This window comes from Nonomuraea sp. NPDC003754 (assembly GCF_053605785.1).
In genome coordinates this window covers 1-20,584 of sequence record NZ_JBSGJX010000052.1, presented here as the reverse complement: position 1 = coordinate 20,584, position 20,584 = coordinate 1, and the positions used below count along the sequence as shown (strand labels likewise).

Below are 20,584 nucleotides of genomic sequence, written 5' to 3'. Positions count from 1 at the left end.
CCGGTGGTCGAGGACGTGACGGCAGGGACCAAAGTCCCTTTCCGCACGTCCGATCGGCCTGACGCGGGTCGAGCTGGCGGCGGTGGTGCGGAATATCACCTGACGGGCCACGGATCACGTGGCCGGCGGGCGACCGGCCACCGGGTCACCGTGCGCCCACCGAGAAGATCCCGTGAGCGCCGGCCTCGGCCCGCACCATCCCGTGGTCCACGAAGGGATAGTGGCCCGGCTCCGGGAACACCCACTCGGCGAAGCCGCCCTGCGCCGGCGCCAGGTCCAGCACCTGGGCCCCGCCAGGGTCGCCCTTGCGCAGCAGGTAGGCGCCCTCCTTGTAGACCGTGTCGAACGGCACGCCCACCACGTGGAAAGCGGTTCCGGAAGTCGGGCCCGCCGCCACCACCCAGACCCGCACCCGCTCCCCGGCTCTGGCCTTGACGGGGGCGTGGTCGTATCCGGCGGCGGTGCCGTTGAACATCCAGCCGTCGGGCCGCACGTCCCGGATCTTGGCCGCCTCGGCTGCGTCTCCGGGCCGGCCGAGGTACAGCTCGCCCTGGACGAACAGGAACTCCCGGTCGACCCGCGGCAGGCCCGGCGGGTCGATGATGACGGCGCCGTACATGCCGTGGGCGATGTGCTGGCTCATCGGCATGGTGGAGCAGTGGTACAGCCAGGCGCCCGCCCGGTCGGCACGGAAGCGGTAGGTCAGCCGCTCTCCCGGCTCGATGGTGCGCATCGGTCCGTCGGGAGCCAGTGCCCCGGGATGGAAGTCGATCCCGTGTCCGATGAGCCCGTCGTTGACGAACGTGACGACGAAGGTGTCGCCGACCCTGCCGCGCAGCACCGGGCCGGGAACCGTGCCGTTGAACGTCCACATCCTGCGGCGCACGCCCGGCGCGACCTCCAGATCGGTCTCCTTCACCCGGATCTCGACCTGGTGCTCCCTTCCGCCCCGCGCGGGCGGCAACACGGCGTCGTACGGCTTCCAGCCCTGCGACGTCGGCGCGGCCGGATCCAGGGAAGCCGCGCCCTGCCTGCCACCTGACTGCCCGCCACCTGGCTGCCCGGTGGCCTGCTGGTGCCCGGTGCCGTCGTGCCCGGTGCCGTCGGGTCCGGCGCGGCCTTGGCCGCCCGGTCCGCCGGCCACATCGGGGGTCGGCTCGATGCGCATGGTCATGCCCGCCGCCCGATGCCCGGCGACGGTGCACCAGCCCTCCACCCTCGCCGCCAGCGGGGTCAGCCGGAGCACGGCGGTCTGTCCCCGCCGGAGCATCGGCGTGCTCTCACCCGTGGACAGCCGCAGGTCATGGCGCTGGGCGTCGGCGTTGGTGACACGCAGCGTCAGCACCGTGCCCGGGGCGGCGGTGATGACGGCCGGCCGCACCCGCATGCCCGACAACGTCACCTCCACCGTCCGCGCGGCCCCGGGAGCGACCTGGCGCTGGGGCGTGGTGGCGCCTCCTGACATCGCCACCGCCACGGCCGCCGCCGTCAGCAGGCAGCCGACGGCCACGCCCAGCGGCGTGGCCCGGCTTCGCCCCTCCCGGTGGCGCGCCCGCACGAACCCCGTCACGGCCAGCATGACGAACGCGGCGACGGGCGCGAGGACGAGGGCCCAGCCCGCCACGTCGAAGAAGGCGGGAACCGGCAGAGCCAACAGCGCCACGCCGAGGGTGGCGGAGACCAGCCGGTACCGCCAGCCCCAGGCCAACAGGTCGGCGTTCTCCTTGAAGCGGACCGGCCCGCCCCCGAGCACGGCCGGCAGCAGGTGCATCAGTGAGCCGAGCAGCACCTGCGGCAGGAAGCCGGCGAGCATCAGCGGCAGCAGCGGCTCCAGCGCGGGCGCGAGATCGTCGGGACCGTGCATGACGACGAGGACGAGGTCGACGACCAGTGCGACGCCGAACCAGGCCACCCCCGCGCCCACCGTCCAGGCCGCCCCCGTGTGCGGGCGGCGCCGCCGTACCGTCTCGGCCAGAGGGGTGAGCGCGACACCCACGGCGGCGAGATACACCGCCAGTCCCGCCACGGCCACCCACCGCAGCCCCAGCAGCAGGCCCGACAACGTCAGCGCCAGACCCGCGACGGCCAGCCACAGGGCGATGCGCGAGCAGCACCGCGTCAGCACGGACAGGCGGGTGCGCAGGAGCGTCGGCCACAGCATGAACAGTGTGCCGAGCACCGTGAGAGCCACCCAGCCGAGCAGGTTCATCTGCGCGTGGGCGGCGTGCAGCCGCTCGTGGAGTACGCCGTGCCCGACGTGGGCGGCCAGCAGGCCGCCCAGCGTTCCGCCCACCGCCAGAGCGCCCATGGCGGCCAGATACCAGCCGATGATGTGGCCGAGCTGCCCCGGCAGCGCCCGCCTGGTCATCCCGGCCAGCACCATCGCGTGCCAGACGACCACCGCCACGACCGCCACGGCCCCGGCCGCTGCCACCGGCCACGGTCCGACGGACACGCCGGCCAGGACCGCCACGGTGGCGGCGTTCAGCGTGCCCAGCCGGATGAGGCTGCCGCGCCGGCCCGGCGCCGGGGCGCGGAGGATCGCCGCGGCGAAGTGCTCGCTCCAGATGAGGATCGCTGTGCTGACCGCGCCCAGCAGGAAGAGGTGGATGACCAGCCAGCGCGGCGCGGGCAGCTGCGGCTGGGCCAGGGCGGCGGCCACGGTCAAGCCCAACCAGGCCACCACGACCGCGTTCGCCCGCAGATGCCAGGACGCGCGCGGCCGCGGCGGCGCGCCGTCCGTCCTCTTACCGATCATCACCTCGACGGGTGGCATGCCGGCTTCCCTTCGCTCCGAGCCCAGGACGCGACGAGAGGCACGACGTATCCGGCGAACGGCGGCACCTGCGCGCGGCAGCACGCCGGACCGCTTCGGGCAGGCCGGACGCGCCGCGGTCGCGGCGCGGCAAGCCGGAACCATGCCGGCCTCGTCCAACGGTCGTCGTCAGGCTAGGCAACGGCGCTGGGCCGGAGGGCGGGCGAAAGTCCACGAAGCGCGGGACCAAAGTCCCTCCTGAGTTCCCCGCCGTTTCTCGAGGGACGCTCGGTCCGGCGAACAGGGACCTTGGTCCCTAGGCCGGTGCGACGTCCTTCGCGTGCAATGTGTGTGCTCTCGACAGAGGCGGCCGCAAGGGCAGGCGGCCATGAACGGGAAGGGGTTCCGTGGTGGCTGTGTGTGACGACTTCGCCGAGACGTTCCGTGAGGAGCACCGCGACGCGCGTGACCACCTCCTCGAGCTGATGGCCGCATTCGACGCCCACGACACGACGCGCGCACGGCGTGCGGTCGCGGCTCTGACGGCCGTCATCGGCCCGCACTTCCGCTACGAGGAGGAATCGCTCCTCCCGCGGCTGATGCCGGTCGTCGGCGAGGAACACGTGGACCGGCTCTTCGCCGAGCACGACGCCGTCATCCGCGATGTGCGCCGGCTGCTGGAACTGGCCGACCGCACGCGGATCGACCCGCTGCGGGCCGAGCGCGGCATCGAGCTCGCCCGGCGCGTCCTGTCGCACGTCGGCGAATGTGACGGGCTGTCGCTCATGGCCGAGACGCTGTCATGCGACCAGGTGATCGACGTTCTCGCCGCCCGCGACGCCGCCCTGGAGAAGAACCTCGATCTTCTGACCTGGGCGGGCACGGTCCGGGCGCGCGACACAGGAGGAACGATATGACAACCGTGCAGGCACCCGCAGGCGCGTCGACGGCCGCCACGAGCGGCAGGACGACGGCGCTCCTGCTGGCCACCGCCGGCTTCGCGGTGAACTTCTGGGCGTGGGCGCTGCTCAGCCCGCTGGGGCCGGTGTACAAGGAACTGCTGGGCCTGACCCCGCTGGAGGTCTCCATCCTGGTGGCGGTCCCTGTCGTCATCGGCTCGCTGGGCCGGATCGTGCTGGGCGCCCTGACCGACCGGTACGGCGGGCGGCTGATGTTCGCCGTGGCCAGCCTCCTCGGCGTGGTCCCCGTGATATTCCTCGCCTTCGCCTCCAGCTATCCCACCCTGCTCGCCGGAGGGCTCGTCCTGGGCCTGACCGGCGCCACCTTCGCCATCGGCGTGCCGTTCGTCAGCGGGTGGTTCCCGCCCGAGCGGCGCGGCCTGGCCCTGGGCATCTTCGGCATGGGCAACATCGGGACCGCGATCTCCGGGTTCGCGACGCCGTGGATCGCGGCTCAGTACGGCCGGCCGGCCCCCTTCTTCGTGGTCGCGGTGGCCATGGTCGCCGTCGGTGTGGCCTTCCTGGTGATGGGCCGCGACGCGCCCGGAACCCGGCCCGCCGCCGAGCCGTTCCTGACCAGGTTCGTGACGGCGGCCAGGCTGCGCATCACCCGGGAACTGGCCGCCATGTACGCGCTGACCTTCGGCGGTTTCGTCGCCTTCGGCGTCTACCTGCCGCTCTACCTGAAGGCCGAGTACGGGCTGACCACCGCCGACGCCGCCGCCAGGGCGGCCGGTTTCGTGCTGCTCGCCACGCTCGCCCGCCCGGTGGGCGGCTGGCTGTCCGACCGGATGGGCGGCGAGAAGGTGCTGTCGGCGGTGCTGGCCACCGTGGTCGGCTGCGCCATCGTGGTCTCCTTCGCCCCCGTCATGGTCGTGGCCACACCGGGATTCCTCGTCATGGCCGCCGCGCTGGGCCTGGGCAACGGCGCCGTCTTCGCGCTGCTCGGCCGTGGCGTCCCCGGGTCCATGGTGGGCAGCGCCACGGGAGTGGTGGGCGCCGCGGGCGGTCTGGGCGGCTTCCTCCCGCCCATCGTGATGGGCCTGATCTTCCAGTCCACCGGCTCCTACGCCATCGGGCTGATGCTGCTGGCGACCATGGCCTGCGGGGCGTTCGTCTACTGCTGGTTCGTCCTCCGCCGGCGCGCCTGAACGGTCCGCGGACGGGCTCGTGCCCGTTGCCTGTCCTCGCCGGTCATTCGGGAACGAGCTGTTCAGGGGTGATCCTGTCCCAGGCGGGAAGGGGGAGCATGATCGCGGCAGCGGGGAACAGGCCGTGCTCCTCCTTGTCGATGTGCCGGTGCAGCCGCTGGACGGCGGCGAGGACCAGCGCCCAGTCCGGGACCGCCCGGTTCACGCCGAGGAGCGCCTCATGGATGTCGGCGTGCTCGGCGCACAGGCGGTCCACCTCGCCGGCGAGCGTCCCATCCGCTCGCAGCTCCGCGAAAAGCCCGCTCTCTTCGGTGGCGGTGTGCGGAACCAATCGGGCGAGCAGGGCGTCCAGCAGCGCCAGGGACTCGTCGTGGCGGCCGTCCTTGATCGACCTGCGCAGAGCGCCGGCGATCTCCTGGATCTCCACGTGCTCCCTGGTGAGCTGCCCGATCAACGGGAACTCCCGACATCCGCAGTAATTGCACATCTCTGACCTCATCGTGTGGTTTGTGGCCAAGGATGCCCGCCCATACAGCGTGCGGGCAGGGCCGACAGACCCGTTCCGAAGGGTCGTTCGGCCCTCGTGAAATCGCCGGGTGGTCGGGACAGGAGATCCCGGCACCGGCCAGGCGGTCACCGCCTTCGCTGCGACGGATCACGGACTGCCATGGCGGACGGTGCCGCGTCAGGGGCGCCACGGCCGTGCGTCGAGGACTTCGTGGAGGGGACGGCGCGTCACGGCCGGGACCGGTGGACCGTATCCCAGCCTCAGGAGCATCTGCACCTGGCCCGGCGTCCCGGCCCGCAGCCCGCCGTCCCGGTCGTCGCCGAGATCCAGCGGTTGGCTGAACAGCGACGCCGACACCCCGTGGGCGGTGGCGGTGAGCAGGAGCCGCTGCAGGGCCTGCCCCGCGGCCAGCCAGTCGCGCGGGCCGTCGTCGCCGGTCAACAGGGCGGCGATCTGCGGATCGCCTTCGTAGGCGGCCACCTCCAGCCGGGTCCCGAGGCTGAAGTCACGCATGGGGAACCCGCTGTCTCTCGGACGCGGGCCGAAGGCGTGGCTCGGAACGCCGTCCGCGCGCGGGCCGTCGCCCGTCCAGCGGGACAGCTCGCCACGGTACGCGTCATCGCTGGACAGCGCCCGATCGGCGGCGGCGATCATGTCAAGAACGCGACGGGCCGCCCCGCCGCGCAGCATGACGAGACTCGCCCCCTCCTGGCGGACAGCGGCGACGAGATCGGCGACGACGTGAGGAGGCAGCGAGCGATCGCCGAAGGGAAAACGGTTGGTGCGCCGACAGGGGATCGCGGCATGCAGCCGTCGCTCCTCGGCCGACGGCGGCTCCCCCGGGGCGGTACGGACGACAGCCAGGAGATCGGGCGCCGAACGCGGCGCGGGCAACGGCAGGACGCGAGCCTCGCACCCGCTCATCCGGATGGACAGCCTCATGTTGAACAACGCCGCTCCGCAGCTCATGACCAGGCAGCGCCCGAGGGGATCGACGACCTTCAGCCGGCGGCGGAGGTCGGCGTACACGGAAACACTGTCCTTGAGGTGGTAGAACAGCCACGGCTGGGTGTTGTGCACCGAGGGCGCGGCGATGGCGGCCTCGATCACCCGGCGCACGCCCGAGCGGGTGTCGAAGGGCTCGGTCATGCTGCTCCTCACGTTGCGTCCCAGGTGCGCCCACGCCATCTGCTTCTGAAGGGCCACGCCTGACGCGGGCGGGGAAGGCATGCTCGGGCGCGACGGTTCGAGCCTTGCGCTCCGTCCTTGGCTCGGCGAAGGTCTTTGGTCCCGAAAACCATGACCGTTCGTCACCAGCAGGCGGCGACGGCGGTCCGGCCAGGTCGCGGCGCGCCCGTCTGCTCGTCGGCGAGGCGCGCCGCGCGCCACACCGTGCCCGGGGGTCGGTGACGATAGCTGCCAGACATGCCGCGCAAGATTGGCAATTTCCCCCTATAGGCCAAATCCCGACTTCGAATTAGTCTCCGAGTCATGATCGGGTGCCCTGACCGGGTGCCCGTTCACGTTTCACCCGCCGGGGAGGGTCGTCGAGGTCCCTCCGGCCTGCCCGGCGGTGGGTGACGAGCCTTCCTGGTGTCCATGCAGTCCCTAGGGAGGATTCTCAGTGCCGAGCAACCCCCAATTACCCTCGATCAGGCTCCTGATCACCTCGGCGGCCGCGTTAGCCCTGGTCGCGTCCGCGGCTCCGCCCGCCCTCGCCGGTCCCACCCCCACCCCCACCCCCGCCGACAAGGCGAAATGGACGGCGACCCCCGTGACGGGCGGCGAGCTGGTGGACGGCGCCAAGTCGGCCACCGGCAAGCTGGCCAGGAGCGACGCGGCCGTGCTCAGCGCCACCACGCACGACACCGTCAACGTCGTGGTCAAGCTGGACTACGACTCGCTGGCCGCCTACCAGGGCGGGCTGAAGGGCCTGCCCGGTACCAGCCCTGCGGTGACCGGCAGATCCCTGGACGTGCGCAGCGCCGACGCCCAGAAGTACGGCAAGCACATCGAGCAGGTGGAGAGCGAGTTCCTTGAGGCGCTGGGCCGTACGCTGCCCGCCGCGAAGGTCGGCCAGAAACTGCGGGTCGTCTACGGCGGCATCGCGCTGCGGCTGCCGGCCGACCAGGCCAAGACTCTTGTCAAGCTGCCCGGTGTGGCCGCCGTCCAGGCCGACAAGGCCGAGCAGCTGCTGACCGACTCCAGCCCCGCCTTCATCGGCGCGCCCGCGATCTACAGCAAGCTCGGCGGCAGCGCCGCCTCCGGCAAGGGCGTCAACGTCGGCATCCTGGACTCGGGGGCCTGGCCCGAGCATCCGCAGTTCGCCGACCCCGGCGGCCTGCCCGCGCCGGGCCCGACCAAGGACGGCACGCCCCGCGTGTGCGACTTCGGCGACAACCCGCTCACCCCGGCTCCCGACGTGTTCGCCTGCAACAACAAGCTGATCGGCGGCGCGCCGTACCTGGACACGTACAACGCGGTCTTCGGCGGTGAGGTCTACCCTGACTCGGCCCGTGACTCCAACGGCCACGGCACGCACACCGCGACCACCTCGGCCGGCGGCCCGGTGGCCGACGCCAACCCGCTGGGCATCAGCCGCGGACCGATCCACGGCATCGCGCCCGCCGCGCAGGTCTCGGTCTACAAGGTGTGCGGCGCGGAGGGCTGCTTCCCGTCCGACTCCGCGCAGGCCGTCGGCCGGGCGATCCTGGACGGCGTCCGCGTGATCAACTTCTCCATCTCCGGCGGCACCGACCCCTACAGCGATCCGGTGGAGCTGGCCTTCCTGGACGCCTACGCGGCCGGTGTGCTGGTGTCGGCCTCGGCGGGCAACGACGGGCCCGGTGCGGGCACGGTCAACCACCTCAGCCCCTGGGTCACCACGGTGGCCGCCTCCACGCAGAGCCGTACCTTCCAGTCCACGGTCACGCTGCGCGGTGCGGGCGGCGTGACGGCCACGGTCAAGGGCGCCTCTGTCACGGGCGGCGTCGACGCGCCGCTGCCGGTGGTACTGGCGTCGGCTCCGCCGTACTCCAACGCGTTGTGCACGACGCCGGCTCCCGCGGGCCTGTTCGCCGGGAAGATCGTCGCCTGCGAGCGCGGCCCCAACCGGGTGCTGAAGAGCTTCAACGTCAAGCAGGGCGGCGCGGCCGGCATGCTGCTGTACAACTCCAGCCCGCTCGACATCATGACCGACAACCACTGGATCCCGACGGTCCACCTGGACAAGCCCGACGGCGACGCGCTGCGCGCCTTCCTGGCCGCCAACCCCGGCGCCACCGCCTCGTTCACTCAGGGCACCAAGGCGACCTGGCAGGGCGATGCGATGACCACGTTCTCCTCGCGCGGTCCCGGCGGCGACTTCCTCAAGCCTGACGTGACCGCGCCCGGCCTGCACATCCTGGCCGGCACCACACCCACCCCCGAGAGCCCGCTGGAGGGACCGCCGGGCAACCTCTACCAGGCGATCGCCGGCACGTCCATGTCGTCGCCGCACGTGGCGGGCTCGGCGGCGCTGGTGTTCGCCCTGCACCCCGACTGGACGCCAGGACAGGTCAAGTCGGCGCTGGAGAGCACCGCGACCACCAAGGTCACCAAGCAGGACCGGACCACCCCCGCGGACCCGTTCGACTTCGGCGGCGGCCGTATCGACCTCACCCGCGCCGGTGACCCCGGCCTGACCATGGACGAGAGCGCGGCCAACTTCCTTGCCGCGCAGACCGACACGCTCAACCGCATCGACCTCAACCTGCCCTCGGTCAATGCGCCGGTCATGCCCGGCGTCATCACTGCCAAGCGCACGCTCACCAACGTCACGAACGAGACGCTCACCTACACCGCGAGCGGCACCACGGTCGATGGCGCCAAGATCGTGGTCGTGCCGCCGCTGATCTCCGTGAAGCCGGGCAAGAGCGCCAGGATCAGCGTGGTGATCACCGCGCCCGAACTGCCGGACGGACAGTATTTCGGCCAGGTCAACCTCAAGCAGGTCGGTGGCAAGCGGGATCTGCACCTTCCGGTGGCCTTCGTCCGCAAGGAGGGCGCCGTCCCGATCGACCAGACCTGCGCGCCGGCCGCGATTCCCCGTGACACCGGCGAGTCCGTCTGCACCGTCACCGTCCAGAACAACACCCTGGCCGACGCCGAGGTGACCGCGCTCAGCACGCTCGACAGCAAGCTGCGCCTCAACTCCGTCACCGGCGCCACCAAGATCGGCGCCCAGATCGCCACGGCCAAGCAGACGCTGGCCGCCCGCCAGCCCGACAAGCCCGCCATCGCGCCCGGCGCCAGCCCGGCCGGCTACCTGCCGCTGGATGCCTTCGGCATCACGCCCAGCCCGATCGGGGACGAGCAGGCGCTGAACTTCACCGTGCCGGCGTTCGTCTTCGCCGGTAAGACCTACAACCGCATCGGCATCACCTCCAACGGCTACAGCGTGGTCGGCGGCACCACCAGCGGAGAGGACGTCACCTTCCAGCCGCAGACCCTGCCCGACCCCGCCCGCCCGAACAACGTCCTGGCGAGCTACTGGACGGACCTCGACGGCTCCGGCACGCCCGGGGTCTACGCCGCGACGCTCAGCGACGGTGTCAACCGGTGGCTCGTGCTGGAGTGGCGGGTCAACGCTTTCGGCACCACCAGCCTGAAGGTCTTCCAGCAGTGGATCGGCCTCAACGGGGCCGAGGACATCTCCTACACCTACGATCCCGCCAACCTGCCCGGCGAACCGCCGGCCGGCACCGGCCTGACCGTCGGCGCCGAGAACGACGAAGGCACGGCGGGCGGCCAGATCACCGGACCGCCTACCACCGACCTGCGCGTGACCAGCACGCCAGGCGCGCCCGGCGGGGTGCTGACCTACACGATGCGGATCAAGGGGGTGGCGACGGGTCTCGGCTCGGTCACCACCGCCACGTCCACGCCGCAGGTCAAGGGCATCACCGTCGAGGTGGACAAGATAACCGTGCAGTAGCCTGCCGAGGGGCCCGGCCCGCCGGGCCCCTCACCTGTCGAGGTGCTCGGGCCGTTCTCTGCGGACCCAGGTCACCCCGCGCACGCCGGCCAGTTCGACCTCGGGCCCGTCACACACGACGACCACCTGGCCTGGACGGAGCTCCCGCGACAACCGGGCACCGGCCACGTCTGCCAGAGCCTCACGGAACTCCTCGACGGGCACGGCGATCGCCACGATGTAGGAGACCTTCATGGCTCGTGCCCGGCTGGGGCGATCCCACGGGCGACGAACCGGCGGCGCGCCGAACGGTTCATGACAGCCAGAATCGGCAGCCGGCGTTCCTCACGTCAAGCCCGCCCGAGACACGGGAGAGGGGCGATGCGTCGCCCGTGACGGCCGGGGAAGCCGGGCAGGGTCGCGTCGACGGTGTCCCGACATGTGAGCCCCCGCCCGCCGGAGAACGGCGGGCGGGGGATTCCGCGTGTCAGCCTTCGAGCGAGCCCGCGGGCTGGAGGCCGGCGTTTCGCCCGCCTCCAGCCCACCGCACAGACGGTCCTGACAGGCGGAACCAAGGGTGGCTGGCGCGGACACCGGACCGCTCGTGAGCAGGTTCTCTGCGTATACCGCGACTGAGCTGGTCACGGTCGGCCCGGTGTCCGCGGCGGCGGGCTTCACGCCGTAGGGCCTTACACGGATACCTACTGTCGAAGGTCCTGTCGAAGGTCGGTCGTCGCGGGACCGGCTGGGACGGCGGGGGTTCGAGGCCATGCCCAGGCGGAGCGCAGGATGAAGGCCAGGAGCAGCACCTCGATTCCGATGGAGAGGCCGTAGAAGGGGGCCCAGTCCCAGGACTCCCCTACCGCGTTGAACACCGAGAAGGGGATGTAGAGCAATGCAACGACGAGGTTCGTGGCGCGGTTCACCCGGGCGGGCAGCGTCATGGAGAGCATCACCATCAGGATCGGGATCGCCACGGACGCGGTGAAAATGGTCAACAACATCGGGCTGATGTCGAACTCAAAGACGACGCCAGCCAGGATGTCGTCGACGGTGCCAGGCTTGTAGAGGTGGAAGTAGTCGATGTAGATGTAGAGGAACATGAAGCTGGTCCATGCGGCGGCGAGCTTGGCCTGCACGGGGATCGGCGGGTTGTCGAGCAGGTTCGGGGTGTTCGTTCGGATGGTCATCGGTTCTTCTTCCGAGAGGAGCGGTCCGTCCGCCGGAGTGGCGGCAGGTTGGGGCGTGCATACGCACGGGTTGGGTCGTTCTCGTCGGTCCGGTCGTCAGACGGTGACGACGACCTTTCCGGGTGTGGCCGGCCGCGACGTAGCGGAGGGCGTCGGCTGCTTCGTCGACGTTGCGGGTGCTGCACACACCCGTCTCCTCGGCGCCAAACGCCTTGGCGATCTGTACGGCGAAGGAGCCCACGCCGCCCGACGTGCCCGTGACCAGCACCGTCTGGCCCGGTCGAACGTTCGCGATCTTGCGCAATGCCCGCAACGCCGCCGTGGCCGAGGTGGGCACCGCTGGCGCGTCCACGGCCGACAGGTTGGCGGGCACGGACAAGAGGTTGTCCGCCGGGACGCAGGCGGACTCCGCGAGCGTTCCAGCGGTGCTCTGGCCGAACACCTCGTCGCCGGGGCGGAGAGCGGTGACATCCTTCCCGACCGCTGTCGCCACGCCAGCGAGGTCCCTGCCAGGGATGCCGTGGCGCGGCCGGCGGAGCCTGAACGCCAAGCGCACCACGTACGGCTCACCGGTCATGACGAAGTAGTCCCCAGGATGTACCGCGGCCGCGCCCACCTGAACGAGCACATCGCCTCGATCGGGCAGCGGTAGCCCGACCTCGGACGACTCGAGCACTGAGGGCGGCCCGCATCGTCGTCGCCCCGGCCGGACTCGCCCCCGGCACCAGGCGTGCTCCGGTATTCGATCGCTGTTCGATTCCCACATAAGCCTCCTCACGTCCGAGCTACGACTCTCGCTGGTTCGTACATCGTACGTCGTACGCTGTACTACGAGTAGTACGCTGTACCATGACCGTACGCTGAACGATTGTCAAGCCATTCGAGGGAGCGAGGAGACCCGTTGTCTGCAAGGGAACGACGCCAGGTCGCGTCAGATGCGGGGCTGAGCAAGAAGCGGGTGGTGGTCGAGGCGGTCCGGCTCGCCGACCGCGAGGGGGTCGGCGAGCTGAGCATGCGCCGGCTGGCTCGCGCGCTCGGCGCGGGCGCGATGTCGCTCTACTACTACGTGGCGAGCAAGGAGGAGTTGCTGGACGCCATGATCGACGTCGTGTTCGAGGAGATCGAGCTCCCGCCTGAAGAGACCGACTGGCAGTCAGCGATGCGACGGCGGGCGGTATCCGCCCGACAGGTTCTCGCACGCCACCCGTGGGCGATCGGCCTGATGGAGTCGCGGACATCGCCGGGGCCCGCGAACCTCCGCCACCGCGAAGCGGTCACCGCCTGCCTGCGGAGGGCCGGCTTCCCGGTCTTGATGGCGACGCACGCCAACTGGTTGCTCGACAGCTACGTCTACGGTTTCGCCCTGCAGGAAGCCAGCCTGCCGTTCGACACCGCCGATGAGTTCGCGGACATGGCCGAGGACGTCTTCCTGCCCCAGCTTCCTCCTGACGAGTTCCCCTACCTCAACGAGTCCGCCGCGGTGCTCGCCGCTGCCGGCTACGACCCGGCGGAGGAGTTCACCTTCGGCCTCGACCTCGTCCTAGCCGCCCTCGAGCCCCTGAGAGTGCCTCACGTGAGCCTCCATCCGTGATGTCGTTATGTGATCGTGTGGATTTGTAGTGTTACCTGCGGGTCCAGTTGTGCTGGGATGGCGCGGTGACTGAGCGCAAGCCGTACCCGAGCGACTTAACCGACGCTCAGTGGGTGTTGATCGAACCGGTCCTCACGGCATGGAAGGCCGCGCACCCCTCGGTCAGCGGCCTCGAAGGCAACTACGCGCTGCGGGAGATCGTCAACGCGATCCGCTACCAGGGATCCCGCACGATCTGTCGCCCAAGGGCGCGACGTACTACTACTTCGCCAAATGGCGCGACGACGGCACCGAAAAGACGATCCATGACCTGCTGCGCCGGCACCTGCGCGAGAAGAAGGGTCGATCAGCCGACCCGAGCCTGGTCGTACTGGACACCCAAAGCGTCCACGTCGCGGCTGGCGTCCCCGCCGCCGCGACCGGCCGGGACGTCGCCAAGAAGGTGCCGGGACGCAAGCGAGGCCTGGCCGTAGACGTGCTGGGCCTGGTCATCGCGGTCGTCGTGCTCGCGGCCTCAGCCCACGAGAACACGGCCGGGATCGCCCTGCTGGACCAGTCCGCCGTCGTCACCGAGGGCAGCGTGACCGAAGCGCTGGTCGACCAAGGGTTCAAGAACACGGTCGTCGCCCATGGCGCCAGCCTGGGGATCGCCGTGGACATCGTCGAACGCAACCCCGCCGACAAAGGCTTCGTGCCCCAGCCGAAACGATGGGTCGTCGAGCAGACCTACGGAATCAGAAAAGGGCGTCAGCTCACGTAACGCACTCTGACATCAAGGTTCATGCACCCGCGATCGTCGGCGAAGGGCCCTGGTGGCCGCATGATTCCATGCGAAGAGCCCCGATTCCTCGGGGCCCGTTTTCCTGCGTCACTCGCGGATGATGTCGACCGCCGGCGACAGGAATGCGAAGAGGCGTCGGAGGCATGGCCTCCGACGCCTCTGCGTTTCTCTGCCGGCGGGTTTTCACCTTTTCGGTAATTGTTTCTTGGGTTGCGAATGTTCATCCTTTGTCAGTGGATGCCGCTGCTGCCATTGGCTGCGCCGTTGGCGCTGCCGCCGCCGTCGAGCTGGACCACGTGAGCGGGCACGGTGGCGGCACTGGCGGGCTGGGCGGCCAGCGTCACGGGTGCGGCGAGGGCGAACATCGCTACTGTTCCGGCTGCGAGAACGTGCTTCAGGCTGGTCATCGAGATCACTCCATGTCGAATCAATTGTGCCCTGGGTGTGAGACCCGGGCTGGTGTACCGGAATTGTGTGATGAATCCGGTTATTTCGTGATAAGCGTTGCAACCATGTGGTCGAGGCCCCTATTCCGCGACCGCTGTGGATTTCCGATAAAGGGGCATGCGCAGACCTTTGTTTGACGTATCACATGCGCGAGTATTCGCCGGGAATGGCGACGGTCACGCACATGGGGAGCCGCCCGCCTCCTGGTCAAGGAAGCAGGCGGTTCTGTCACGAACACGTCAGCCTCGGCTGAGGCCGTTCGCCACCGGCGGCAGTGACGCGGCACCTCACGCTCTGAGTGGTCGCAGCGCCGTGCTCCACGAGACCACCTGGTCGAGCAGCTTGCTCAGCATGTCGTCCTGGTGCGCGGCGGGCTTGAAGGTGGTGAAGTCCTGGAAGTCGGCGTGCAGGTGCAGTTCCACGGCCGCCTGCACATCGGCCACCTTGACCTGGCCGAGCACCTGCCGCAGGTGCTCGGCCGCCCGGACACCACCGCTGACGCCGTAGCCGACCACGCCCGCGGCCTTGTCGTGCCACTCGGCGAACAGGAAGTCGATGGCGGTCTTGAGCGCGCCGCTGGTGGAGTGGTTGTACTCGGGTGTCACGAAGACGAAGCCGTCGAGGCCGGCGATGGTGCCGGACCAGGCCTTGGTGTGCGGGTGCTCGTAGACACCGGTGGCAGCGGCGAGCGGCTCGTCGAGGTGGGGCAGGTCGTAGTCCTTCAGGTCGACCAGCTCGTAGTGCGCGTCGCCGCGCCTGACCGCGTGGTCGTGGACCCATCGGGCGACGGCCTCGCCGTTGCGTCCCGGCCGCGTGCTGCCGACAATGATGCCAATTCTGATCATTTCTCTACCTTCAGGATGACTTTTCCGCGAACAGCGCCGCGCTCGGCGGCACGGTGCACGTCCGGCAGGGACTCCAGCGGGCGCGCGTCCGCCTCGACCTTCACCACGCCCTTGTCGATCAGCGCCACCAGCTCGGCCAGCTGGCCCGGGTCGTTGCGGGCCACGAACCGGACGGCACGCGGATGCTCGATCGGCTCGGTGATCGAGACGAACCGCCTGGCCAGCCCGGTCACCGACGCGGGCACCCCCGGCACCAGGTTGATCAGCACGTCGCTGCCGCCCGGCAGGCCGGTGCTGGTGTAGTCGACGACCTCGTCGGCGCCCAGCGCGCGTACGGCCGCGGCGCTGCGCGGGCTCGCCGTCGCCACCACGTGCGCCCCCGCGTGCTTGGCCAGCTGGACCGCGAACAACCCGACACCGCCACCGGCCCCGTTGATCAGCACCCGGCTGCCGGGACCGATGCGGGCGTGCTCGAAGACCGCCTGCCACGCGGTGAGCCCGGCCACCGGGACGGCCGCCGCGTCCGCCAGCGGAATCCGCTCCGGCGCTCTGGCCAGCAGGCCGGCCGGCGCGACCGCGTACTCCGCCGCCGCCCCGTCGATGAGCCCGATCACCCGATCGCCGGGCGCGAAGTCACCCGCCCCGGTGACCACGGTGCCCGCGACGTCCAAGCCGAGCGTGTACGGCAGCGTGACGGGGAACACGCCCCGCAACAGGCCCATGCGCAGGCCGACCTCCGACGGGTTGAACGAGGTCGCGGCCACCCTGATGAGCACCTCGTCCGGCCCGGGCCTCGGCACCGGCACCTCGTCCAGCGAGATCACCGAGGCGTCGCCGTACTCGTGGATGCGGGCGGCCCGCATGGTGCCGAGGAAGCCGGCGGCGTGCTCGCTCGCCCACGCCTCGAACGTGCTCGCGGGCGCTCCGGTGATCTCCTGGAAGGTCCTGGTGGTCGGGCCAGGCTCGGCCAGACCGCGCAGCATCTCGTCCACGGCCGCCGGCGGCAGGCCCAGGCCGAGCAGCCGCTGCCTGGACTCCTCCGGAGGCTCCTCCTCCCAGCGCAGCGGCCGGCCGATCGCCGCGCCGATCGTGCTCGCCTGCTCGCGCCGGGTCAGCGGCCTGGGTCCGGTCAGCGTGTAGACCGCGCCGTGGTGCCCCTGATCGAGCAGCGCGCGCACCGCGACGGCAGCGACGTCCCGCTCGTGGATCGGGGCAAGGGTCGCCTCGCCGTACGGCTGCCGCACGACGCCCGCGCGGACCTGCTCGGCCCACCGCAGGGTGTTGGCCGCGAACGCGTGGGGGCGCAGCACCGTCCACTCCCGCGCCGTCCCGGCGATCAGGCGCTCGATCTCGACCTCGTGCGGGCGGGCGGCGGCCGAGGACAGGTAGACCACCCGCCGGGCCCCGATCAGCTCCAGCACCTCGCGGGCGCCCTCGGCCGAGGCGAACGGCCACAGCAGGAAGACCGCGTCCACGCCGTCGAGAGCCGCCCGGAGCGCGGCCGGGTCGGTCAACTGCCTCGTCACCGTGCGGACGTCGGCGCCCGCGTGTTCCAGTTGGGTCACCAGCGGGCGGCCGATCGTGCCGGTCGCCCCGCTGACCAGGACTCTTGTCATGCCGTCAACCGTAGGAGGCCGGTGGAAGACAGCCAATACGTTTCCATCTCCGATTCATACGCCATCGTCTTCCTAGCTAGACTTCGTTCCGTGGACGTGCTGAGCGACGTGATCGCCTCGATGCGGATGGGCCGGCCGCGATCGGCCCGGGTCGAATGGTCGGCGCCCTGGGGTCTCCGGTTCCCGTCAGCCCCGGGCTCGGCGGGCTTCCAGGTGGTGCTGCAGGGGTCGTGCTGGGCCGTCCCGCCTGAGGACGAACCGATCCCCGTGGGCACGGGCGACGTGCTGTTCTTCCCGCACGGGCACGGCTACGCGCTGGCCGACTCGCCCACCAGCCCGATCGCCGAACCCGACTGCGACCCGTACGGGGAGGCCGAGCTGTTCGCGTCCGCCTCCATGGAGGGCACGGGGCCCGTCACCGTCACGCTCTGCGGCGGCTACCAGCTCGATTCCAGCCGCGCGCATCCGCTGCTCAGAGGGCTGCCCGAGATGATCCACCTGCCTGCCAGGGTGGGGCACAACACCGAGCTGCGCGCCGCCGTCGAACTGCTCGGCAAGGAGATCGACGACCCGCGGCCCGGCGCGGACACGGTGGTGTCGGCACTGCTGGACATGCTGCTGCTGTACATCCTGCGCGCCTGGCTCGACGCCTCGACGGAGCACTGCAAGGTCGACAGCTGGGCCGCCGCGCTGGCCGACCCCGCCATCAGCACCGCACTCGACGGCATCCACCGCGACCCCGCCCACCCCTGGACGGTCGAGTCGCTGGGCCGCCGTGCCGGGCTGTCCCGCGCGGCGTTCTCCCGCCGGTTCACCCAGCTCGTCGGGCAGCCGCCGCTGACCTACCTGACCTGGTGGCGGCTGGGCACGGCCGCGCGCATGCTCCGCGACTCCGACGCCGCGCTGAGCGAGATCGCCGCCACGGTCGGCTACGGCTCGGAGTTCGCCTTCGCCAACGCCTTCAAACGCGAGTACGGCACGGCCCCAGGCAAATACCGCCGCCAGGGCTGCCCGGCGGCGTAACCCCGGATGCCCTGACGAAGCCGCCGCTCGGCGAGACGCCCAGCGTGGCCGCGGGAGCCGGTCGACCTGCCCTTCCACCCTCCTACGGCCACGGCCGCAGGAGGGCGGCCTTGGGGGCCGTCCGCCCGGCCGCCCGCTCGTCGGCGACGGGCTCGCGACCCGCTCGCCGGCGGCTGACGTCGGCCGCCCTGTCTGCTGCTGGGCGCTCCTCCGCAGATATCTCCGCGAACAAGAGGGGTTATCTACATAGATGTCCCTTTGATGCGGATTTGTTCGGGTAGAGCGACGACTGCGGAGAGGCAGGCCTGAGGGGGATGGGCGCATGCTCACCATGGCGTTCGTCATCCTGGTGGCGCTCCCGGTCGGGGGCCTGGCCTTCCTGCTGGCCATGGCCGCGCTGGAGGCGGCCGTCTTCGGCTTCCGCGCAACGTCCACGCCGGAACAGGGCCCGGAGCGGCCACCCAGGGCGGCTCCGCCACAGGGCGAACCGTAGCCCCCGTACGGCGGGCCGCCGGCCGTGGCCCGCCCGGGACAGCCCTGTCAGGATGATCGGCGGATCGTGGACCTGCGGCGGTCAGGGGATGACGTCCGCCACGATGGTGGCGGCGGCCTTCCGGCAGGAGGAAAGCCGCCCGGTGGTGTTCGCCTGGGCGGCGGAGTTGCTGGCGCAACGCCACCCGCCGACGGTCGCCACCCCCGCACTGCCCTGCTTGGGAGTGTCGGCTTGGTAATAGGAACGGAAGGTCCGAACGGCCGCCCGGCAGTCGGCGCGTCCTTCGAGAATCGCGACCGCGGCCATCGGGCCGCCGTTGGGCGGCTGGATCTCACCGCACACGGTGCCCGGCCCCGCCAGCACGGGCCCGCGCTCCGGCACGCTCTTCCTGGGTGCCGGCGACGTGGAGACGGCGAGGTCGGTGGTGGGGGAGGCCGGCGCGGTCCGCCGCTCAGGTTCTTCCCGGCAGGAGCTCAGCGAGAGCATCAGCAGCAGAACGCAGACAGCGGCACGTGTACGCACGGGCGCGAAAGGCATGAGGGTCCTTCCTCTTCGTTCGTCGGACATGGACCCTCGCCATCGGGGTCAGGCGCTGCCGCCAGCCTGCTCCACGGCGGCGCCCACCGCGAGTAACAGGAATGCCGATCTTCATAAGAATGCTGCCATGCGGCAGCGTGACCTCGACTGGGGCGCCCCCGCTTCCTGGTCCGATCGCCTTGGGTGTCGTGGAGCGAGGCGCGCGGCGGCCGGTCGTGCAGCGAGGCGCGGCAGCCGGCCCGATGTCGACCTGGTCGCCGCATGCCAAACGTCGAGGTCTCCAAACAACACCCGTCCCGCATCCTGGTCCTGGAAGATTTGGTGATCATGGAAACGTCGGGCCATCTTCCGGTGCGCCGCTGCTCTGGGGATAGACGCGATCATCCCCTCGCCCCGTTGTGCTGACCCTCTATAGAGAAGGCCGGTCAAGGTGTCGATGGGCGCCGTCTTCGCGATCCCCTACGCGCGGATGGACAACTGGTACGAGGGGTTGGAGGAGATCCGCGCGGCGGGGTACCAGATGCTGGCGTTGACCCCTGATCAGAGCGTCACGCCTATAGATACTGTCGAGATGGGTGATCGGGTGGCGCTGCTGCTCGGGTCGGAGGGGGACGGGCTGTCCTCGCGCTGGTTGCGGGAGGCCGACGAGCAGGTGTGCATCCCGATGAGCCCGGCCGCGATGGAGGCGGGGGTGGACTCGCTCAACGTGGTGGCCGCCGCCGCGATCGCCTGCCACGGCCTCATGCGCGGCACCTCCATCCGTCCAGGTCGGCAGCAGCCGTAGCTACGCCCTGTATATAGAGGTATGTGATCATCCCTGTCGTGAGCGGCGGCACGTAAGCCGCTAGTGCGGGACATGGGCGTTTGGGGAGGTTCGTGTGATGGGGCACGTGCAGGTTCTGACCACCGTCTCGCGACCAGAGGAGGCGCTGGCGCTGGCGCGTGGCCTTACAGTCGAGCGCCTCGCTGCTGGCGTGCAGATCCTGGGCCCGATCAGATCGGTGTACTGGTGGCAGGGGTCCATGCACGAGGCCGAGGAATGGCAGCTCCTGGTGAAGACCACCACGGCTCTATTCGCTGAGGTGGAGAGGCACATCAAGGCGAACCATTCCTATGTGACGCCCGAGATCATCGCGACAGAGGTCGTCGCCGGCAGTGCCGAATACTTGCGCTGGATCAGCGAGGAGACACGAAGTACCGACGCTCCACCATGATCAGCACGTCGAGGAATGCGTTATGCGCGGGCGAACAACGCCCGTCCAGCGCTCTGGGGCGATTCCGCGTCCGGGACAAGCACCGCCCTCGTACGGCGGCGATCGTGACGAACCGGAGACCGTCCTCGCGTGCACAGAGTGCACCCGTCCGTGGAATACAGGTACGGCCCAGGTCCGAGTCTTTCCCCGCTGCGTGAGGAGCACGGCTGGAAGGCGTGCACTTGGTCGAGGATCGCCAGGACCATCCCCGCGTGCGCGGGGAGCACAGGAGCGATACGCGCGGCGGCGAGGTAGAGCTGGGACCATCCCCGCGTGCGCGGGGAGCACGTCGAGCTGACCTCGGTCGAGCGCGCCGAGCCGGGACCATCCCCGCGTGCGCGGGGAGCACCGCGCCACCTCCCGCGCGGGGAGCCTGGGGCCGGGACCATCCCCGCGTGCGCGGGGAGCACAGCGTTGGACATGGTGTCCTACCTCTCGTGACGGGACCATCCCCGCGTGCGCGGGGAGCACAGCGTTGGAC

18 protein-coding genes and 1 pseudogene are annotated in these 20,584 nt (G+C 70.6%); 9 read left to right on the top strand and 10 right to left on the bottom strand.

Going from position 1 to position 20,584, the window contains the following annotated elements:
- Positions 1–145: 145 nt before the first annotated feature.
- Positions 146–2,776, bottom strand: a complete 2,631-nt coding sequence (locus ACWEVS_RS40085; protein WP_452556016.1) for a multicopper oxidase domain-containing protein — start codon at positions 2,774–2,776, stop codon at positions 146–148.
- 389 nt (positions 2,777–3,165) lie between these two features.
- On the opposite strand from ACWEVS_RS40085, the gene ACWEVS_RS40080 reads away from it, so the two are divergent.
- Positions 3,166–3,672 (top strand): hemerythrin domain-containing protein, encoded by a 507-nt coding sequence (locus tag ACWEVS_RS40080; protein ID WP_449929814.1) that lies wholly within the window; start codon positions 3,166–3,168, stop codon positions 3,670–3,672.
- Positions 3,669–4,865: an MFS transporter gene (locus tag ACWEVS_RS40075; protein WP_452556013.1), complete on the top strand. Its 1,197-nt coding sequence runs from the start codon at positions 3,669–3,671 to the stop codon at positions 4,863–4,865. The genes ACWEVS_RS40080 and ACWEVS_RS40075 overlap by 4 nt, the downstream gene beginning before the upstream one ends.
- Positions 4,866–4,908: 43 nt before the next feature.
- Here the strand turns inward: ACWEVS_RS40075 and ACWEVS_RS40070 are convergent, their stop codons facing one another.
- Both ACWEVS_RS40070 and ACWEVS_RS40065 read right to left on the bottom strand, forming a co-directional pair.
- Positions 4,909–5,319, bottom strand: coding sequence for a hemerythrin domain-containing protein (locus ACWEVS_RS40070; protein WP_452419586.1), 411 nt, complete (start codon positions 5,317–5,319; stop codon positions 4,909–4,911).
- Between the two features lie 231 nt (positions 5,320–5,550).
- Positions 5,551–6,522: an Acg family FMN-binding oxidoreductase gene (locus tag ACWEVS_RS40065; RefSeq protein ID WP_452556011.1), complete on the bottom strand. Its 972-nt coding sequence runs from the start codon at positions 6,520–6,522 to the stop codon at positions 5,551–5,553.
- 475 nt (positions 6,523–6,997) lie between these two features.
- On the opposite strand from ACWEVS_RS40065, the gene ACWEVS_RS40060 reads away from it, so the two are divergent.
- A complete protein-coding gene (locus tag ACWEVS_RS40060; protein ID WP_452556009.1) occupies positions 6,998–10,348 on the top strand; it encodes a S8 family serine peptidase in 3,351 nt (1,116 codons plus the stop codon).
- Between the two features lie 30 nt (positions 10,349–10,378).
- Here ACWEVS_RS40060 and ACWEVS_RS40055 read toward each other — a convergent pair whose 3' ends face one another.
- From ACWEVS_RS40055 to ACWEVS_RS40045, 3 genes and pseudogenes are all read right to left on the bottom strand, one after another.
- On the bottom strand, positions 10,379–10,582 hold the full coding sequence (locus ACWEVS_RS40055; RefSeq protein WP_354911487.1) for a hypothetical protein: 204 nt from the start codon (positions 10,580–10,582) through the stop codon (positions 10,379–10,381).
- 446 nt (positions 10,583–11,028) lie between these two features.
- On the bottom strand, positions 11,029–11,517 hold the full coding sequence (locus ACWEVS_RS40050; protein ID WP_452556007.1) for a DUF6326 family protein: 489 nt from the start codon (positions 11,515–11,517) through the stop codon (positions 11,029–11,031).
- 379 nt (positions 11,518–11,896) lie between these two features.
- Positions 11,897–12,283: pseudogene (locus ACWEVS_RS40045) on the bottom strand (alcohol dehydrogenase catalytic domain-containing protein); the annotation flags it as partial.
- Positions 12,284–12,418: 135 nt separating this feature from the next.
- Between ACWEVS_RS40045 and ACWEVS_RS40040 the strand changes: the two are divergent.
- A complete protein-coding gene (locus tag ACWEVS_RS40040) occupies positions 12,419–13,108 on the top strand; it encodes a TetR/AcrR family transcriptional regulator C-terminal domain-containing protein (RefSeq protein ID WP_452556005.1) in 690 nt (229 codons plus the stop codon).
- 139 nt (positions 13,109–13,247) lie between these two features.
- Positions 13,248–13,868 carry a transposase gene (locus ACWEVS_RS40035; protein ID WP_452556003.1) on the top strand — a complete coding sequence of 207 codons (621 nt, stop codon included), beginning with the start codon at positions 13,248–13,250 and terminating at the stop codon, positions 13,866–13,868.
- Positions 13,869–14,119: 251 nt separating this feature from the next.
- Here ACWEVS_RS40035 and ACWEVS_RS40030 read toward each other — a convergent pair whose 3' ends face one another.
- The 3 genes from ACWEVS_RS40030 to ACWEVS_RS40020 form a co-directional block, all read right to left on the bottom strand.
- Positions 14,120–14,296, bottom strand: coding sequence for a hypothetical protein (locus ACWEVS_RS40030; protein ID WP_452556001.1), 177 nt, complete (start codon positions 14,294–14,296; stop codon positions 14,120–14,122).
- A 327-nt stretch (positions 14,297–14,623) separates the two neighbouring features.
- Complete coding sequence (locus ACWEVS_RS40025; RefSeq protein WP_449929836.1) at positions 14,624–15,181, bottom strand: NADPH-dependent FMN reductase; 558 nt, start codon at positions 15,179–15,181, stop codon at positions 14,624–14,626.
- The gene (locus ACWEVS_RS40020; RefSeq protein WP_449929838.1) at positions 15,178–16,797 is read right to left on the bottom strand and encodes an alcohol dehydrogenase catalytic domain-containing protein; all 1,620 of its coding nucleotides are present in this window, start codon (positions 16,795–16,797) and stop codon (positions 15,178–15,180) included. The genes ACWEVS_RS40025 and ACWEVS_RS40020 overlap by 4 nt, the downstream gene beginning before the upstream one ends.
- A gap of 90 nt (positions 16,798–16,887) precedes the next feature.
- Between ACWEVS_RS40020 and ACWEVS_RS40015 the strand changes: the two genes are divergently transcribed.
- Together ACWEVS_RS40015 and ACWEVS_RS40010 are read left to right on the top strand one after the other, a co-directional pair.
- Complete coding sequence (locus ACWEVS_RS40015) at positions 16,888–17,820, top strand: AraC family transcriptional regulator (RefSeq protein WP_449929840.1); 933 nt, start codon at positions 16,888–16,890, stop codon at positions 17,818–17,820.
- Between the two features lie 322 nt (positions 17,821–18,142).
- Positions 18,143–18,313 carry a hypothetical protein gene (locus ACWEVS_RS40010; protein WP_452555998.1) on the top strand — a complete coding sequence of 57 codons (171 nt, stop codon included), beginning with the start codon at positions 18,143–18,145 and terminating at the stop codon, positions 18,311–18,313.
- An 81-nt stretch (positions 18,314–18,394) separates the two neighbouring features.
- On the opposite strand, the gene ACWEVS_RS40005 is transcribed toward ACWEVS_RS40010, so the two are convergent.
- Positions 18,395–18,835 carry a hypothetical protein gene (locus ACWEVS_RS40005; protein WP_449929844.1) on the bottom strand — a complete coding sequence of 147 codons (441 nt, stop codon included), beginning with the start codon at positions 18,833–18,835 and terminating at the stop codon, positions 18,395–18,397.
- A gap of 451 nt (positions 18,836–19,286) precedes the next feature.
- Between ACWEVS_RS40005 and ACWEVS_RS40000 the strand changes: the two genes are divergently transcribed.
- A complete protein-coding gene (locus ACWEVS_RS40000) occupies positions 19,287–19,634 on the top strand; it encodes a TrmH family RNA methyltransferase (protein ID WP_452555996.1) in 348 nt (115 codons plus the stop codon).
- Between the two features lie 106 nt (positions 19,635–19,740).
- The gene (cutA, locus tag ACWEVS_RS39995; protein ID WP_452555994.1) at positions 19,741–20,064 is read left to right on the top strand and encodes a divalent-cation tolerance protein CutA; all 324 of its coding nucleotides are present in this window, start codon (positions 19,741–19,743) and stop codon (positions 20,062–20,064) included.
- Positions 20,065–20,584: the final 520 nt, after the last annotated feature.

What these genes read in the sequence shown, in the direction of transcription:
- ACWEVS_RS40065 (WP_452556011.1), bottom strand. Translation starts at nt 6,522, where the DNA reads ATGACCGAGCCCTTCGACACCCGCTCGGGCGTGCGCCGGGTGATCGAG.
- ACWEVS_RS40010 (WP_452555998.1), top strand. Translation starts at nt 18,143, where the DNA reads ATGCTCACCATGGCGTTCGTCATCCTGGTGGCGCTCCCGGTCGGGGGC.
- ACWEVS_RS40000 (WP_452555996.1), top strand. Translation starts at nt 19,287, where the DNA reads ATGGGCGCCGTCTTCGCGATCCCCTACGCGCGGATGGACAACTGGTAC.
- ACWEVS_RS40025 (WP_449929836.1), bottom strand. Translation starts at nt 15,181, where the DNA reads ATGATCAGAATTGGCATCATTGTCGGCAGCACGCGGCCGGGACGCAAC.
- ACWEVS_RS40020 (WP_449929838.1), bottom strand. Translation starts at nt 16,797, where the DNA reads ATGACAAGAGTCCTGGTCAGCGGGGCGACCGGCACGATCGGCCGCCCG.
- ACWEVS_RS40055 (WP_354911487.1), bottom strand. Translation starts at nt 10,582, where the DNA reads ATGAAGGTCTCCTACATCGTGGCGATCGCCGTGCCCGTCGAGGAGTTC.
- ACWEVS_RS40085 (WP_452556016.1), bottom strand. Translation starts at nt 2,776, where the DNA reads ATGCCACCCGTCGAGGTGATGATCGGTAAGAGGACGGACGGCGCGCCG.
- ACWEVS_RS40075 (WP_452556013.1), top strand. Translation starts at nt 3,669, where the DNA reads ATGACAACCGTGCAGGCACCCGCAGGCGCGTCGACGGCCGCCACGAGC.
- ACWEVS_RS40050 (WP_452556007.1), bottom strand. Translation starts at nt 11,517, where the DNA reads ATGACCATCCGAACGAACACCCCGAACCTGCTCGACAACCCGCCGATC.
- ACWEVS_RS40035 (WP_452556003.1), top strand. Translation starts at nt 13,248, where the DNA reads ATGGAAGGCCGCGCACCCCTCGGTCAGCGGCCTCGAAGGCAACTACGC.
- ACWEVS_RS40030 (WP_452556001.1), bottom strand. Translation starts at nt 14,296, where the DNA reads ATGACCAGCCTGAAGCACGTTCTCGCAGCCGGAACAGTAGCGATGTTC.